The sequence below is a fragment of the Bradyrhizobium sp. SYSU BS000235 genome (genome assembly GCF_049747295.1).
Taxonomy (GTDB): Bacteria; Pseudomonadota; Alphaproteobacteria; order Rhizobiales; family Xanthobacteraceae; genus Afipia.
Genome location: NZ_JBMHJM010000004.1, coordinates 22,641 through 40,945 on the forward strand (window position 1 = coordinate 22,641; position 18,305 = coordinate 40,945).

Below are 18,305 nucleotides of genomic sequence, written 5' to 3' on the forward strand. Positions count from 1 at the left end.
TTACGCGTCGTCCGGCAGTTGTGCGCCGCCCGACCGGTCGAATTTTACGAGCTCGATCGCGCCATCGCCGGTGCCAATGCGCGCGAAGCGCCAGACGAACAGCGCGCGCCGGTTCACATAGCCCTTGGCCAGGCCCTCACGCAGCGCTGGATGCTCGATGTGCTGCGGCAGCGGCGCCGCGGCGTGCAGGACGACGCGCGAAACAGCCTTCGCGCCGGCCGCCGTCGAATCGATCACCGAATAGACACAAGGGGGCGGCGCGATCACCGGCGTCGCGACGATGTTGACGAACACTTTGATTGTCTTACTGACGGGGCCCACTTTCAGATCGGCGCTGACCTCAAGCCGATCTCCGGGCTCCAGCGGCGCGTCTCCGTCCACACCGGTGCCGAGGCGACGCAGCAAGCGCAGTGGCAGTTCGTAAGGCACGTAGCGTGGGAGCTCATAGCCCTGGTCGCCGCTGTTTGGGACCTGGCCGGCAACGACCAGCAATTCGGGCACACGCGGGCTCCCGTCGAGACTCGATGGGGCAAGCCGGAAGAAGCGAACGGTGAACTTCGGCGCTGAGGAATCGCTAGCGAACAGTCCGGTCGCCGGATCGATCGTGTCGCAGGCAAAGTAGAGCGTCGCACCGGGATCGTACTCTTGCCGGTCGACCGACAGCAGCCCGCGGGCATCGCCGATCTGCTCGATCTCCCCTTCGGTGGTGCTGCCGAGCTGGCGGTCATAGGACGGATCGCCGAAGGCGATCGTGCGCGTTCGGCTGCGCAGGACGCGCCGGTCGCCCGGATCGAGCGCCAGCGGCAGGATCGCCTTCGGCCGCGGGGCCGGTGGCAAGGGATCCTCGTGGCCGAACGTGATCACAATCCGGATCGGCGTATCGACGGTCGCGCGGCGCAACGCGTCACGCGCCTGCCCCAGTTGATGCTGGAGCAACACGACCCATGTGGAGGACGGCCACGCGATGGGGAACTCTTTCTCGGCCAGCGCGAATGACGCCGCCCCGATTTCGAGGCGCGCCGATCGGACTGACAGGAACTCCTTCAACTTGCTTGCCGGATCGGCAATGTTCGCCGCGGCCGCATCGACCTTGATCGCCAGCAGGCCATCCCAGTTCGGCCCGATCAGTCCGATGGTCGCCGCGGCGTCTGGCACCGTGGTGAGCGACAGGGCGACCCGCAAGTGCTTGTCGTTCTCCTCGTGGCGCACTACGTCGGCGCTCTCCGATAAGGAGCCGAACCTGTCGAGGATGAAGGGCGCGTTAGGGTCGGCGCGTCTTCCATCGGCGAGAGACAGATAGGTGCGCCGCCTGAACTTCAGGACCTCGCTTTCATCGCCGGCGGCCTCGACGTCAGACGCGTCGTCCGGAAGCGCGGGCGAGCGCGGCGTGCGCAGCTGATGCGCGACCACCGGCCCCGAGTTGGCAGGCCGTCCGAACCGGACGTGCTCCAGATCAAACGCCTCGTTCTCGGCCGCCACCGTGACAGCCGCGGTCACGATCTCGAACACACCCGGCCGCCGCCCGATCGTGGCCAGCTCGAAGAACGGCGGGAGGATAGGCCCGGACCCGGCCGGGGCGTCGAGCGACTCGTCGGTCGGCGCGCGCAGCCGCGTATTCACCGGCGACAGGTGCCGCGCCGCCGGCCCCTCGAACGGCACGCGTAGGTCTCGCTGGTATGCGACGCGATGGCTGAAGCCGAGATAGCTCATGGTCTCAGGCACATGACCCGGCAGCCCGATCTGCCGGAAGCGCGCCGCAAAGCCGGCCCTCGACGATTGCACCGGACGCTCGCCGCCGAGCCGCGGCGCGAGCTTGTCGAGCCCGTCGACCTTCTCGGGGCTCGGCCAGCCAAGCGACGGCGATGGCGCGAGCACCGGATGATCGATCGCAATGCCGCCGGGGCTGCCCCGAAGGACGCACGAACTTGGAATCTCCACGACCGTGATGCCCGGCATTGCGCCCTCGCGGTCCACCTCGCAGATCGCGCATTCGACGAACCGGTCGAGATCGCGCGCTCGTGCGACCAGTTCGGCGCGGGGTTTCAGGTCACCCGCGTCATCGGCAAGATCCGCCTGCACCAGGCGGTAGGCAGATTCGTGCGCGGCCCGTCGCGCGGACAGCGCGACCAGATCCGCCGGGACTTGCGCGCGTGCGCCCGCGGCCTGCGGCGGCAATGCCTTGATCTCGACGCTCACAACGGGATCGATCTTCGTGCCGCCCGCCTTGCCGCGCGCCGGATGGAGCGACAGCGCGCGCCACACCGCCGGCCCGTTCGCGGCCGGCGTCGCGTTCCAGCGTGCCTCGATGGCCATCAGGGCACGCAGGAAGAACGGCGCGGCCTGGATATCGGCGGAAGCGCCGTCGCCACCGATTTCGAGCCGCCCATTGCTTCCCGCGCGAAGGTTCTCGAAGAACAATTGCTCGACCGGCATCACCCGCGCGAGGCCGTCGGTCTCATGGGCAGCCACCAGCCCGGCATCGCCGAGCGCAGACAGAATCCGCGCGGCCTCTGACTGACTCGGAATGACCATCGCGCGTTGCGTCGACGGTCCGACATAGGCGCTGCCGCCCCACAGATCGGGTGCCGCAACCTCCCACGCGCCGCCGGCCTGAGTAAGCGGCCCCAGCGCAGCATGCAGCTTCGCATCGAGACCCGTCCAGGGCACCACCGCCACTACGGCACGTTGCTCGGCCTCGATCCGATACGGGAACAGCGCCGCGGCGCCACCGAGAAACAATGGCGCATCGCGCTGTGCCTTGAATGCGGTCGTTGCGTAGAGGCGGATCAGGGCCTCGTCGAAGAAGCCGGACACGGCCCAAGGCAGTTGAACAAGACCCGGATGCGGCACTCTGGCGTGGGTGTCCTGTCCGCGGTAACGCCGCCCCGGATAGCGCGGCGCGAAGCCGTAGGCCTGCCCCGTATCGATCATCAACTGCAAGGAGGTGATCGCGACGTGATCGAGAGTCTTGAAGGTCACGCTGCGTTCGCTGCCGGTGAGCGCGTGCTCGACCTCAGCCAAGAGCACGATCTGGGCTCGCGGCGTGATGCGGTGGGCGACCCGGCGCAGTTGCGCGGCTTCGATCCGGTGGCGTCGGAAGTGTGCCGTCACGGCATGCGTCAGCGTCTCACCGGTCTTGATCTGGATCTTGCGGCTGCGGCCCGCCTTCTTGCTGTCGGCGTCTTTCGGCCGCCGCCATGCATCGGGCAGCGCGCTGCCATTGGCCTGGCGCAACCCGTTCACCGGCCAGCGCACGGGGCTCGTGAATCCGGCCTCCCAGGTGATGTCGAGATGGTGCGCCGCGTTGTCCGCGTCGACCCGCAGTCGATGGTCGATGCGGTTCTTCGCTCCCCCCGCGAGGCCGGCGACTCTTGCCCAAGCGCTTTCTGCTGCGAGCGGAGCCAGCATCTTGAGCGGTTCGGGGCTAGCAACGAAGACTTCGAGCCGCGCTTTCACCTTCCAGTCGCCCGGAGCTTCTAGGCCGAACATCGGCTTGGCCTGCGTCCAGCCTCCGGCCCATGCGGCGCTGACGCGGCCGGACGCATGGTCGATATACAGCTTGAAAGACTCAGTTTTTTCTGCGGCCGGTAGGTCGAGCCAGCGAAACGACGCCGCGTCGCGCCCGACATGGACGAGTGCCGCGGCCTCGTCCGGCTCGTCGATCGCATCCGGCACCTTGGTCTTCTCGGGCATCACCTGCAGCGCACCGTCGATGCAGACCGACTGGCTTGCGGCGCCGAGCTTCACGGCGATACGGTCGACGCGCAGCAGCACGTGGGACGCGGTCGCCGCCTGACCAGTTGGGTTGAATAAGAATTCGATCTGCGCGCCGATGATCGCTTGCGACTCCAACTCGCAGGTCCGGCCGAATAGACGCGCGCCGAACTGCACCTTGCGGCTCGCAATGTCGAGCACGACCGTGGCATTGATCGGAGCACTGCCCGAAGACGCGATGCCGCCGGCGTCGTCGACCGTCAACGGCACCATACAGGAGACCTTCGGCTCGCGCGGCGCGAATACGAGCTTCGCAGGGTGACCTTCAGGATGCTCAAGAGCGACGCCGGCCCAGGCTGGCGTCCATGTGCTGCCGTTGCGGGTGAGCGTCAAACAGAACAGATCCGCGCGCTCGTAGATCCGATCGGCGCCGAACGGGCCCGGCTCGGCGGTGGAGGCTCCGCCAGGCTCCAGGCGCAGGCCTATGCGCAGGGCGCCGACTACCTTGATGACCTGTATCGTGCCGGTTGAGTCGAGCTCGACACGCAACAGCCGCGACGGCCTGAACAGGAATGGCCCGAACCGCAGATCGAACGGCTTCGGTGCCTTGTTTCCGATCGGCGCCTCAGGCTCCTCCATCAACCGCCATTCGTGCAAAGCGCGCGGAAAGTTGGAACGGTCGAAAGCCTGTCCGACGGTGCCGAGCGCGCTTTCGACCGGATTCGCGGCGCCGTCGAACACGCGGTTCTCGATCGGCAGGTCGCGGACGAAGAAGGCGAGCCGCGCCGCGGTCATCCACGGAATGGTGACATCGATCTCGATCCGTTCCACTTGCTTGAGCGTGCGTAGCACGCCGCGCCACTCGCGCAGCTTGTCGTTATGGATGTCGTTCAGCCCGACCGGGCGCACGCCGTGCGTGGCCGCACGCGCTAGCCCCGTGCCGCGTGAATCCCATACCAGTTTGGAATCGGACCGTTCGAACAGGCTCGCGGCATTACCGCGCACGACGATCGCCTGTCCTCCGGCCTTCAGTTGATCCCCTACGACGTCGAAATCATCGCGCAGCCCCGCCAGCGCCTTGTCGAGCGCATAGCCGTCGCCCGCGAGCTCGTAGGCGCCCCAACGCGGCGCCAGGTCGAACTTCACCTTGACAGCTTTCCAGCTGTAGGGCTGCACCAGCGTCGTGATGTCCTGGTCGTGATTGTCACCGGCCTCGACCCAGCCTGTCATAAATGCGTCCTGCGTGTGCGTGAGCGCCATCCGCACACGGTTCTGGCGCCAGACCTCCTCGAGGCGTACCGGATCGAGCGCGGTGACGATCGGTCCCTCCCCGCCCGCATCGGCGGCTGGCGGCTGGCTGGCACCCGATTTCGGCGGCGGCGGATCGGCCCAAGCAAACAGCTCGTCGAGGATCGGCAGATCGTGACGTAGCGCGGCCCTGAATTGTCCTTCCTCCTTGGGCCATTGCCGGGGCGCAAATTCGGGGCCAGCCAGCGTGGTCAGCACCAGCGTATCGGCGACGAACGAGCCGGAGTCTTCCCCGTCCTGACTCGGACTGGCCGGAGGGTGCTTGACCTTGAGCGCCGGAGCCTCGGTGCCGGACGTGTTCGCGAGGATGAATCCACCCTCGAAGGCATAGCGCAACAGACCGCGCGAGACCGAAGGTTCGGCCGGCGTCACCGCGGCTCGCGTCAGAGGATGGTTGGTGATGAACGGCCGGTCGTGCGGCACCTGCCAGCCGTATCCGCGCAGCGCAGCGGCGTGAGACGGTGCCGGCTCGCACTCGCTGTCGGGCGAAAGAACGTGCAGCAAATCCGTGACGTCGAGCGACCACCCGTCGGGCTTCCACGTGAAGGTCCCTTTCAGCACCAGTCCGGTCTGCGGGGAATTGAACGCGATCGGCAGGTCGCGGGTCGATGCCGGGCCGTGGCGCAGATCTGGCAGCGCCTCCGCAGCGGTCGGCGACGTCTCGGCGACGAACACGAAGCCGCGCAGTTGGCCTCGCGCACCACGGATGTCGAGGGTCCCGCTCGTGGGACGGAATTCCCCGTCCTGCTTGCGCCAGCGCATGACCAGCGCCAGCCGCACGGCATCGTCAACGACGATGCCGCGAAGTCCGTCGGCAGAGGTGCCATGGGCGGCAACAATCCGGCCGGTCATGGCGCTCGGCGGCGCCACCGCCTCGGGCGGTTTCTGCTTGCGCGCCGTGGCGAGGTCGAGCTGCAGCCAGCCATCGGCCAGCGGAAGGAACGCATAAGGTGGACGCGTCGCCGTCGCCGCAACGACTTTCCCGCTCTTGTAGACGGCGAGCAGGCGCGCCGCGGTCGCATCCAGCGGCACGTCGATCGGGTGCGTCGCGAAAGTGTTCTCCAGACGGGGCTTCCACCCATCCGCCTCTCGGGCAAACTGGATGACGACTTTGGGCGCCCCTGCTGTATCGGGGCCGGCCGCGATCACCACGTCGAAGCCGTCCGACATCTTGGACCACGCGAGATACTCGCCATGGATCGCCGCGATACCCGGAAGGTCGCCCGGAAAGTCGCTGATGGTCCGCAGGCGCGCGTCGATCGCGGAAGGCTCGATCCCCATCTCGAAGTCGCCCGGCACGGTCTTGATCAAGGCCAGTCCGGTCGACGTGATGTTCAAAGGCCAGATCAGCGGCGGCACCCCGGGACGGCGGTCGAAGCGGAGGGCCAGCGGGGCGTTCTTCTCGCCGCCGAGACTGCCGAACGCGCGGGCGATGCGCGCCTCGAGCTGCTCCATGGCCTCGGGCGCATCGGGATGCCCGGCGATCAGGCGGAGCCAATAGCGGGTCTCGCCGTCCCGGCCGGGACGGCGCTCGAGACGGAACCGGCCGCGGATCCGCGCCCCCGGAGCCGGCGGATCGAGCAGGTCGCGCGTCGGGTCGGGCAACGCGCCGTCGAGCTCGATGCCGTGTGGGACCAATGTCAGCGGCAGGACCTTGGTCGCGGGCTTCTCCAGTTGGAAGCCGCCGAACAAGGTGGATTGGCCGCTCTTTGTGGCGAGCTTCAAGAATTTCTGCAGTGGTTGCCCGTCAACCGCGAGTGCGGCCGGAACCATGCCGGCCGTCAGTCTCAACGCCGGAAGCTCGATGTCAGGGCCAAGCTTCTGTGGCCAGCCGCCGATCGGCACCAGCATCACATCGTTCGCGGGCTTGTCGGTGATCAGCGATCCCGCGAACATCGTCCCCTGCCCCTCCAGGCGCAGCTCGACTCCGTGATTGGTCCCGCCTCCGTGCTCCTGCGGCCGGACATAGCCGCGCAGCATTAGCGGCAGGTGCACCTGATGCGTGCCGCCATGCTCGACAGACCGGGCCTCCGCATCGGCGAGCAGCACTCGCAGGCCGGCGATGTCCTTCACAATCAGGTCCGAATTGGTACCACTGTCCCAGTAGAAGAGGCGCAGCTTCGCGGAGTAGAACGGTTCGTTCTCGCCGCCGGCAATCCGTATCGCTGCGATCCGGCTGGTCTCGCTCATTCGAGCTCTCCCTCGAGGCGGCGGGCGATGGGATGGTAAAGCGGCGCCAGCGTTCCCTTGCTGGCCGAGACCACGGGACTTCGCCCCGGCCCGAACAACTGCGCGGCCGCGACCCGGATCAGCAGCGCCCACAGCTCGGTCTCGACCGGCGTCGGAACGGCACCCGGCCGGAAGCCGAGCAGATCCTCATCGCTGGGCAGCGGACGCACGGTGAGCAATTCACGCCCGACTGCTCGCGGTGGCCCCTTGCATAGGTCATCGAGGCGCTGCAGCGCGTCGGAGCGGTTCAGCGCCGGATAGGATAGCGGCACAGTCAGCTTGTCGCCCTGTTGCGGCAGAGCCTGCCATTGCCGCAGCATGTCCTGCGCCTCGGGCGCAGACCCCAGCGCCGCCATCGCCTTGTCCCAGAGCGGCGTCCAGTCGGCCATCGCGGGCTGCCAGCCGCAGGTGAGGACGTGATCGGAGAGCACATCGATGGAGACCAGATCGTCGTTATGGACGGACTGGCTGAGCCTCTCATTCAGCAGAGTCAGGAGGTCGTCTTTCACCTCCTGCACGAACGGCCGGAGTGCGGCGGTATCGCGCGGCACCGCGGCGAGTCGGAGGCGCCAATCCTCCACCAGACCCTCCGGTTCTATCAGCAGCGGCTTCGTATTGTCGTGAGCCGCGGCTACGAGCAACTGCCCCGTCGACTGCACCAGGTAGGCCGAGTGCTCGTCTCTCTTGGGCACCACCGGCAGCAGATCGAATTCGCCGGCGCGCGCGACCACTTCTCCACTTCCCGGGATCGAAGCGTCGATCGAGATCCGATAGCTGATACCCGGTTCCGGAAGGTGCACGACATTGCGGATCCCGGTCCAATGCTGCCCGGCGCCGCCGAACCACAGGATCGCCTCGCGCGCCGACATGCAGTCGATGAACCGGTGCAGCGCCAGGTCAAAGACGATCGTGGTCACGCCGGCCTCGCGCACAATCTTGTAGGTGGGCGGCACTGACCGGGCGCGCTGGTCGTAGCCGTCCGTGATCCGGTACGGCAGGTGCGGCTCGGCGAAGCCTTCTTCGAAGACCGCACGCGTTGTATCCGACACGACGATGCCGGCGCTCATATGGACCAGCGCATGGGTGCGGAAGAAGTACGGCAGGCTCGCCGCGGAGACCAGCGTCGAGCCAAGCCACGCATCGGGCACCAGCTTGCGCAACTCCACCAGCCGCGCCTCCGCATAGGCCTCCCCGAGCGCCGGGAAGGCGAAGTTCGCGTCGGCATCCGGTGCACCGAACGCCGCCAACGCGTCGTAACCCTGACCTTCCTTCACAAGGCCACTCATCCATTCCTGGTGAGGAAACTCGCGCCGATAGCCGACCGAGATGCCGAGCGGCGCGAGCATCGCGTCGTTGCGGCGATTGGCCTGCGCCAGCACCATGTCGGTGCCATGGGCGACGACGATCTCCATGCGCGGCAAATCCTTGTCGTCCGCTGCCGGACGCCGCTGCGCCGCCAGGATCACGGGCTTTTCGAGCGGCTCGGTGCGCGGCAGCGTGGCGTCGAGGAATTGGTTGCCGAAGCTGGCCGCGTCCAGGGCGCCAACCAGATCGGGCGGCTCATCCACGGCGCCCGGGGCCTCGAGCGCCTTGATCCAGCTCTCGTAGCGCCCATAGGGTCGGATCGCGAATTTCCGGCGGGCGCCACAGCGCTCGGGATCCGGTATCGTCACCGATACGAACCCGCTGGGGTCGGGCGCGCGCCGCCATACGCCGGGATCCGCGACCGTGCCGAGCGAGAAGAAGATCATTCCGGCCTCGATCGCCTGCGGTGCGCAGTGGTCGAGATAGCGGGTCCAGAAGCGCACGATGCCAGTTGCGATCTCAGCGCGCGCGGCCTGTGCGGCCTCCGCCTCCTTCGCATCCGGGGCGTCGCTCACCGGCATGCCCTGCGGCAGCATGATCCGTCCGAACCGTCGCGCCAGCGGATAGGCGAGGTTCTGGAAGGCCGGCGCCGGTGAGAGCCGGAATGGGCGGACAGGCTCCGGGCGGAACAGCGCGTCTGCCCAGTCCTGCCCCTTGAGCGCCTCGAATTTGCCGAAGGCGGGATCCGGCGCGCGGTCGCCGTTGAGTTCGAGCGCGATCGGTCGTGTGATCTCTTCGCTCGTGTAGGGCTCCGGTTGCTCGCCGAGGGTGCCGTCCAGTTGCACGCGCACGCTTCTCAACGTCAGCGCATCATTGATCTCCTCCGCCCCCAACTGCGTCGCGTCCCGCAGGGTCACGCGCACGATCGCGATCGCCGTGTCGTCGTTCGGCAACTGCATCGAGACCCGGAAGGCGTGCTCCACGCCGTCTCCGAGCCGGACGGCCGGATTGGCCTCCATGCCACCCGAGCGCGAGAGCACGTCGAACCAACGGCCCGCCGATGGTGCCTTGAGTTTCAGGTGCCATTCCGGCCGCTGGTCATTGCCAGACTCGGGAACGATCTTGAAGTAGCGGACGCGCGGTTGCTCCGCGGGAATCAGGCGGTCGGGCGCGGGACGCAGTGCGATCTGGATCACCGCGAGCGTTTCGTTGTCGATCAGTGTGCCCTGCTCGCTCGTGCTTAGGCCCTCGCCACCGCCGTCGAACCAGAACAGCTTAGCATTGCCCCAGGGCTTGGTGAGCAGGTCGACGAATGGCTGGCCGTTGAATCGCTCCTCCTGGCCTCCGGTGTTCGTGTCGCGATAGCGCGCCAGGGCGCGGCGCATCGCGGTGCGCACTTGGTCCATCAGCCTGCTGCCGCGTAGATACTCGCCCGATACGCTGTCGTAGAGACGCAGGCCTCGGGCGAGCCCTAGCGTTCGCAGCGCGCCCCAACCATAGGGATCCCGTTCGGGCGGCGTCTCGTCGAGCCAGTCGGCGAAGGACTTCGCTTTCACCTCGGGCTCCGGGTCGGCGACGATCGAATAGCGCCGGTAGATCCGACCGTCCTCGATCTCAGCACCGCCGCCCTGCGACGCATAGAGCAGGAACGCGAGCGTGTCGCCGAGAACCGGATGGAGCGCCGGCACGAGATCGACCACGTGCTCGCGGCTCGTCACCATAACGAAGTCCGTGGTCGGCTCGCCGTTGCCATCCTGACGGGCGCGCAGCACCTCGATGCGCAGGCCGACCGTGGCCATATGCGCCGGATCGTCAATCCGCCGCTGCAGAGCTTCGGTCTCCTGCAGGTAGGCGGTGGCGCGCGCGGCGCCATCCGGGACGAGCCGCAAGTTCTGCAACAGCTGCCGCACCTGTGCGACCGTGAAGCCGCCGTCGCTGCGGAAGTCGGCCACCTTTGCGGCCGGATCCAGGTCCGAGGGCGCGATCGTCGTCACGCCATCATATTCGCCCAAGCTTCTACCGTGCTGGCCGGCCACCGCCAACCGCCAGGCGGCGAGCGGGTCGGCGGTCAGGTTGAGCCAGGCCGGGATCGAGATGCGCAATGCATCCGGCCGCCCATGCGCGAACAGCGAAGCGATCAGCGCCTCGTCGGGATCCGGCATCAGCGAACGCCGCAACGCAGGCTGCGGGAACAGCGCCGTCGACTCGGCCGGCGAGTACCAGCCGGCGCGCCGCATGCCGGAGGTGCGCGCGCCCTTGGGCGACTTGAGCAGCCGCAGGGTCTCGCTCGGATAGGCGGCTTCGAGCCGACCGAAATCGCCGAAGCCGGACGGCTCGAGCCCGTCGAAAGCGGCCGGCATCAGCGCGACGCGGCCGACCGGCTTCGCGGCATCCTCGAGCTGCGCCTTAACGTCGTCCTCATCCGACAGCGCCGGCAAGGCGTCGGGATCCACCACGTGCAGGTCGTAGCCGCCAATCCAGCGGTAGAGCTCCGGAGTGGACCCCTCGGCGTCATCGCGCCGCAGGCTGCGCGCATCGACCTGCCACTTCAGGCGGGTGGCAGTGCGCCGTGCCGGATCGCGCAACGTCCGACATGGCTTCGGTACCGCCCCGGCCGCGGCCGGCGCGATATCATCAATGGTGCCGTCAATTGGCGGATAGATCAGGTGCAACCGTCCGCTCTCGCAGATGGCATCGCCTTCGGTGCTGCGTAGCGCCTTAAACGTCAATGGGACAGGCTGCTCGAAGGTATCGAGGATGGTGCTGATCGGCTTCTCGGTGGACGATCCGCGGCCACGCGCGAGCACCAGATTGACCGGCATGCTGCGCCATTCACCGTGCATTCCCGGCTCATTGAGGTCTTCCGGCTTCACGGCATCCGCGGCCAGTCGGCGCACGAACAAGCGGCGCGAGAGACCGGGAACGACACTCGCATCATCAGCATCGAGCGCGGTCAGTATCGCGCTGAGCTTCGCGTCCACGAGCTTGCCGTCTTTCAGCATCTGGATCGACGCACTGAAATAGCCAGGCGTCAGATCCTTCGATTCCTCGCACAGCGCCGCATCCTCATTAGACGCCGCGGTGTTGCCGGGATCGCGATCATCGTTCTGGAACACGAACGGATCGGACGCCGTTCCGGGCTTCAGCTTGAGGACGAACTCCGCGACGTCACTCCCGCGCAACCGCTCGATCGACCGCTCGTCGAACCGGCCGGCCTGTTCCAGCGCATCGTTGCCATAGGTGCCGAGCGCTTCTACCTTTTCGGTGAGGATGCGCAGATGCAGCGCGAAAGTCTTGTCCTTCGGCTTCGGCGTGAACAGGAAGCGCAGCTTCGGCGCTTCCGGTGAGCCCGGCTTCTCGTAGGTCAGTTGCAGCACCGCTTGGCGCGGCGAGACCGGCAGCGGCTTCGCGGCCCTGATGATCGGCACCTCATAGGGCTCGCCGAAATCCGAGGTCCCCGCGATGTCGACCGGGACGATCTCATAGAGAATATCGACGTCGTTATTTGCGTCGCCGTTCTTGAACTGGCGCAGGCCGAGCATGGCCTCGCGCACATCCTCTGGGATGGCGACCGCCCCCGTGTCCGGGTCCGCCTGACGCAGGTCGTCGATAAACTGGAACGGGGGCCGCAGCATCGTTAGCGTGGTGACGTTGTTTTTCACCGTCAACCTAGTGGGCGCCGCCGCCTTCACGACGAACTCAGCGCGGTATTCGCCCTTCTTCAGGCCGCGGATCGTGCGCCGCACGCGGTAGTGGCGCAGATGGAATTCCGGATCGTGATAGGCGCCTTGCGACTCGCCCCAGGCCGGCTCTAGATCCCAATCGAGCATGATCCCCTGCTCGCTGATGACGTGGCGCGGCGTGAAGCGGGGTTGCGCTCTGCGGAACATGCGCACCGGCGGGTTGAACAGATGCACGGTGCCTGTTGCATCCGGGGCGTCGCTCTTGACGACCCCGAATGCGCCGGGCGGCGGGTTGAGTATGTCGCCGTCCTTCTCGGCAGTCGCGAGATCAGGGAACAACTGCTTGAGCGACGCTTCCGAGACCAGGAAGGTCAGGCCGAAGTCGCGCGCGTCCACCTCCGCATGACGCGTCGGTAGATTGCCGTTCGGAACGCCATGGGCCGCGAACTGCGCAGCCGTATCGAGCACCGAGGCGAGAATCGCCGAGCGCGCCTCCTCGATCTGTGCTTCGCGCTTGCGCCGCGCCGAGAGCTCGACGCGTGAGCGCCCGTGCCGCGCCAGCGTGGCGGCCGCGGCCTTGCTGTCGTCCGCCAGGGTCTCCTGCACCGACACGATGGCACGCGCGCAAGGCTCCGTTGGCTTGCCCGGCTCCTCGTCCGGATCGAGGAACAGGTCGAACAGGAGCGCGTTGAGCGTTACACCGGCATCGACCACCTCGGCGCCGTTGGTCTCGTATGCCTCATTCCAGGTAACGGGCTTGGCCGCGCCCTCGAACGGCAGCTGGAAGAACTGCTGTGGAACCGCGGTGCTGCTCTTCAGCGCATGGAACGGCGTCTGCAGTTGGTCACCCGTCATCGCGGGCGACGCAAAGAACGTGGCCGCGGGGTTCGCGACGCTTTCGGGCTTGTCGTCCTTGTCGACGGCCGTGTGGTCGCGCGGCACGAGCTGCATGACGTACCACTCGCCCGCCTCGCTCGCGTAGGAGGTCGGGAACAGCATCGCCCAGAAGTTCGTCTCCGTGATCGGCCGGCCGATCAGCACGGGAGGGGTCACCGGCTCCGGGGCGGGCGTGGCGCCGAGTTCCTGGTCGATGGTCTGGTCTGCGATCGCCGCCTGCTCGTGGCGCGGCGGCTCCGGCGGCGGATTGCTCTCGATGCGCCGGCCGTCCTGGCTCTTGTCCGGGATCGGCGTGCTCAGGCCCAGCGTCATGTAGCCGGCGACGCGGGCACGCGCCTGCTCCAGGAGGCCGTCGTTGAAGCTGAAGCCGATGCCCACCGAGGCAGTGCGTCCGAATGCGCGGATACCTACCGCAGCATGCGCCTTGCCGCCGAGTCCCTTGGGCGACACCACGCCCTCGATCGCGATCGACACCGCAAGATTGATCGAGAAGCCGGTCGAGAGCCGGATCCGCTTGCCGAACACCTTGAAGCTGAGCCAAACCTCGATCCGCGCGTCGATCAGGATGTCGATGCGCAGGTAGCCGTAATACATCGACTCGTCGAAGTTGCGCAGCGACAGGTAGGACAGCAGCCGCGTCTCGAGATTGAAGGTCGCGTGCGCTACGGCGGCGGCGCCGAAGCTGTCCGAGCCGATGCGGCCTTCGAGATGCACCTCACCATAGGCCTTGAAGGCGATGCCCTGCAGGACCGAGAAATCCTCGACGCGCTGGATGAGGCCGCCGCGCACGCTGAGGAAGAACACCTCGCCGCGCTTACCGAGCTCGAAGCCGAGCTCGTAGGGCCAACCGAGCTCGAAGTGGAACAGGCCTGGCCGGATGTAGAGCGTCGCCGAGAAATCGGTCGACTGGATCGCCGTCTTCAGCTGCGACGGCATCGGCGGATGCTCGCCGATGAAGCCGTTGCGGTTGGAGATGAATCGGCCCAGGAACTCGCGCTTCGGCGCCGAGAAATACAGGTAGCCGCGGAACACTGGCTCCCGCTTCCAGTCGGCATCGCCGCCGTCGGTCACCCATTTGTGGTAGTTCACGCACAGCCAGGCGCGTAGGTTGATCAAGATCGTCAGGTCGGTGCGCAGCGCTGCGACGATGTCGAGCAGGATCGGATTGGAAAGCTTCGCCTCGACCTTTTCGTTGTACTCGCTGCTGGTGCGCTGAGCGGCGGAGAGCGCCAGCATGCCGCGCAACGCTAGCGTCAGGTCGGCATTGTCGTACGTCGGCTCCCAGGCCTCGAACCGGTCGAGGCTGCCCTGATACTTCGACACCTCGTCGAGGATCTTGACCAACTCCTGGGGCGTCTTCGCGCCTTCGGCCTGGGCAATGCCGGCAAGCGTGTAGCGGTATCCAAAGCCGAAGCCGACCTCGCGCAGGTAGATCGTGCCGATCGGTGTGTCGATGGGCTCCGACATCTTGTACATCTGGCCGTAGATGAAGAAGGCGTGGATCGGCTTGGCGCTGGGATCGTCCTTTTTCTTCAGCTCCAGAAAGCCGAGCGTCGCCGACATCGGCGCCCAGCCCTGGACCTCGAGAAACCCGCTCGCCAGGAAGCCTTGCGCCGAGACATTCTTTGGCAGCACGTTCGGCCGGTACAGCGACGGCAGGTCGCCATCCACGGTGATCGCGGTGCCGCCGATCTTCACACCGCTGAGCGAGATCGCCACGCCGAGGCCGTCGAAGCGGATGCGCGGCAGGATGTCGTCGCCGGCCGGCGGACCGACCTGCATCTCGTGGAAATTGACCTGGATGCTGACGCGATCGCCGCTGTTGAGGAAGTTGACCTGGCCGCCGAAGCCCATGGCCGGGTCGCCGCCGAACTTGTCGGCAGCCGGATAGAACGCGATGCTGCGCAGCTCGAAGCGGAAGATGTCGAACAGCTTGATCACCTTCGGCGGCTTCAGCTTCACCAGGAACGAGATCGCGCGCATCAGCACGCGCGGGTCTGAGGTGAGCGGCGCCTTGTCGAAGCGGATCTCGATCGCCTTGAAGTTCTTCAGCAGGCCACGCTCGAACGCGCTGTCGCCGGGATTGAAGGTCGCGCTGCCAGTCACCAGGAAGTAGAAGTGGTAGCTCTCCTCCATTACGAAACTGAAGCCGAGCTCCGTGATGGTGATGTCGAAGCGCGTCGAATGACACTTGATCGGATCGCCGCTCTTGTCGATCAGGGCGGTCGCCGCCTCGACCACGACGTCGCCGCCGCCCGGGCTGCGGCCGAGCGTCAGCGCGACCGCGGCCTTCGCCTCACCGATCAGCTTTTTCGGCAGCTGGCCGGAGCCGGTGAGCGAGCCGCCGCTGAAACGCGAGCCCTTAATCGAGATCGCGCCCGACGTGAAGGTGAACGGCATATTGACGCCGCCAAGGCGCACCGCGTCCGGCTTGATCCGCGCCTCGAGGTCGAGGCCGGACCGGCCGATCGCGAATTCGCTGAGCTGGAACTGCAGCCCTTTCCCGGCCGACGCGACCCGATCGTAGGAAAGGAAGGCGTCCGCTTGGCGGCCGAGCCCGAGCTTCTCGCCGCCGGCCGACAGGTCGAGGTAGAACTGCTCGTACTCGTCGTCGGTGACCCCCTCCTTGCGGCGCACTTCCAGGTCGAAGCCGAGCGGCCGGTAGTGACGCGTCTCCTTGTTCTTCGCCTTGATTGCGATGCGATCGCCGCCAGTCACCTTCATCGACAGGTCATCGAGCGACGCGGCTATGCTGAGCTTGGTCTGCGGCGAGAAATCCTTGCCGAGGTGGACCGTGACATCAAGGGTCAGCGTCGCGGTTCGGTCAGGGCCGTTGAAGGTCAGCTCGGGATGGTCGATCTGAATCTTTTGCGCCAACATCTTGGCGAATTCGCCACCGCCGCCGGTCTCGTCGCCGGCCTTCGGCAGCAGGCCGAGGATCCGGTCCTTGACGTTGCCGACCGTGGGCGTCAGGACGATATCGTGGTTCGCTGCGTCGGCGCCGATGGTGGCCGGCACGAGCCGCGCCGACTGGTACTTCGAGAGCACCGTAAAGGTCGCATTGCCGGTCTGCAGCGTCACGTCCTTGGCGCGACCGGCGCCGGTGGTGACGAAACGCAGGAACAGGCGCAGTCGCCCGCGCTGCACCGCCGCGACGACGATGTCGCGCTTCGCGCCATCGGCACCGCCCTGCCCTGGCTCCGCTTTCAGCACGATCAGCCGCTCCGCGGGACCGGAGGCTCCGCCGCTGTTGTCGTCCAGGGTGCCGAGCGGTTGCTGCGGTCCGGTCTCTTTGTCGAGCCAGAGATCGGTCGATAGTGTCGCATGCGCGCCGGCCACGGGCTCGACGATCAGTCCGAACCAACTCTCGGGGCCGAAATCAATCAGCAGCGATGGCTTCACCTTTGCGTCGATCACGAGATCGAATCCGAGCGCGGAGAGATTCAGCGCCCCGCCGATCGGCTGATCGTTTGCCGGCGTGAGGACGATCTGGCGGATCTGGTAGCTGCGCGCATCGAGCCGAATCTCGATGCAGACCACCTTGTAGGCCGCAATCGCGGCGTCCGCGAGCGCATCCAGCAGCTTGCCGATCAGCCTGGCGACCGCCTCGACGGCGCCGACCAGCAGCCCAGCGCCCTCGCCAGCCTGCTTGGCGAGCCACGTCATCGCCGCGGCCAGCATGCGCCCGAGCAGCGTCAGCAGCGCCTTCAGCTTCTCGATGTCGAAGCCGGGCATGTTCGCCTTGGGCAGCGGGATTGCGGTGATCAGCCGGATCAGCTCGCCCACCGCCTCGACCGCCGCAGTCGCGACCTTGGCGATCAGCACCAGCGGATAGGGCTCGACGATCTTCAGCTCGGTGAGCTTGGAGTGGATGCCGCCGCCGGGCTGGACCGAGGTCTCAAAGCTGGCATCGAGCACGATGAACAAGGTCGGGTCGTCGATCGCGGCGATCCGAATGCCCTTGAACTCGTGCGCGAGCGTCACGCCTTGCACCGTGGCGCCGTTGGTCGGATTGATCACGATCGGGTCGAACTTCACGGTCGTGCTGACCGCCGCGATCTTGATGCTGAACGGCAGGCGCTTGTCGTTCACCAAATCGACCGGGAACGGCTGGCCGACCGGAATGTCCGTCACCTGAAGCGTCGCCGTGAAGCTGTGCTTCTTTGCAACGCCGTCATAGCTGAACGTCGCGTTGCTGACGTTACAGATCTCGGTGGCGCCGTAGAACAGCTTGCCGCCGGCGGGGCCCGTGGTGGCAAGCGAGAGATCGCCATTGACCAGGCTGACCGCGATATCCGGTAACGGATTGTCCGGCGTGAAGGCGAGCTTCGTCGCAAACGGCGGCAGGGAGATCGGGAACAACGACGGTAGCTTGCCGAACGTCGGGAAGCTTAGCCCCGCGAAGCTCAGCTTGGGCAGCTTGAAGCGCGGCCAGTCGAGATCGAAGGCGGGCAGGCTCGGCAGATCGAGCGCGAGCAGAGCATCCACCGCATCCTGCAACGCCGCCGCTCTCACGCGCAGGTCGAGCCGCCATCGGCCTTTGAGCGACGCGGCCGCGCCGGCCGTCAAGGTCAGGTCGATGTCGACACTCGCGTCCGCCTCGACCCGCACCAGCACGGTGTCGGCCGTGATCGCGGCCGGATCTAGGACCTCTGGCATCAGCCAGAGCCGCGCCGCGACCTTCTGGCTCGCGATCGCCTGCAGCTCGAATAGCGTATCGGCGTTGTCGACCGAGACTTCGAACGGTTGCGCCAGCCGGCGGCGCAGGCGCTCGCGCATCGCCGCCCACTCCTCCTGCGCGAGTTGCTCCAATTCATCCTTGTTGCGGAACACGAGGCCGTTCGCGGTTCCCGTCTTCAGCAGCTTGCGCGGAATGTTGATGGGGGACTTGAGCTTGAGCGTCTGCTTGATGCTACTCGGCCCCGCCGTTCCGGCCACCTCAAGCGTCGTGGCGCTGAACGTCTCGCCGCCGGGCGGTGCCTCGGCGTGCAGCGTGAATCCCGACTTGTCGAACAGCCATAAGATATCGTTCGCCACGCCTGTCCCCCAGTCGCGCGCGCCTACTATCTTGTAGAGTGCAGTTCTACGCTAGGTTGAATTAAAAACCCGCGATTGTCCAGAGCGGTCGATTCCCGTCGGGCTCTGACCGCAAGCCCGCGCGCAGCAAAT

General features: G+C 66.7%; 2 protein-coding genes. Both read right to left on the reverse strand.

What is annotated here, in order from left to right; translation table 11 throughout:
* The gene (locus tag ACP0KA_RS27760) at positions 1 to 7,212 is read right to left on the reverse strand and encodes a hypothetical protein (RefSeq protein WP_424632187.1); all 7,212 of its coding nucleotides are present in this window, start codon (positions 7,210 to 7,212) and stop codon (positions 1 to 3) included.
* Positions 7,209 to 18,173 (reverse strand): hypothetical protein, encoded by a 10,965-nt coding sequence (locus ACP0KA_RS27765; protein WP_424632188.1) that lies wholly within the window; start codon positions 18,171 to 18,173, stop codon positions 7,209 to 7,211. Before ACP0KA_RS27765 ends, ACP0KA_RS27760 begins: the two co-directional genes overlap by 4 nt.
* Positions 18,174 to 18,305: the final 132 nt, after the last annotated feature.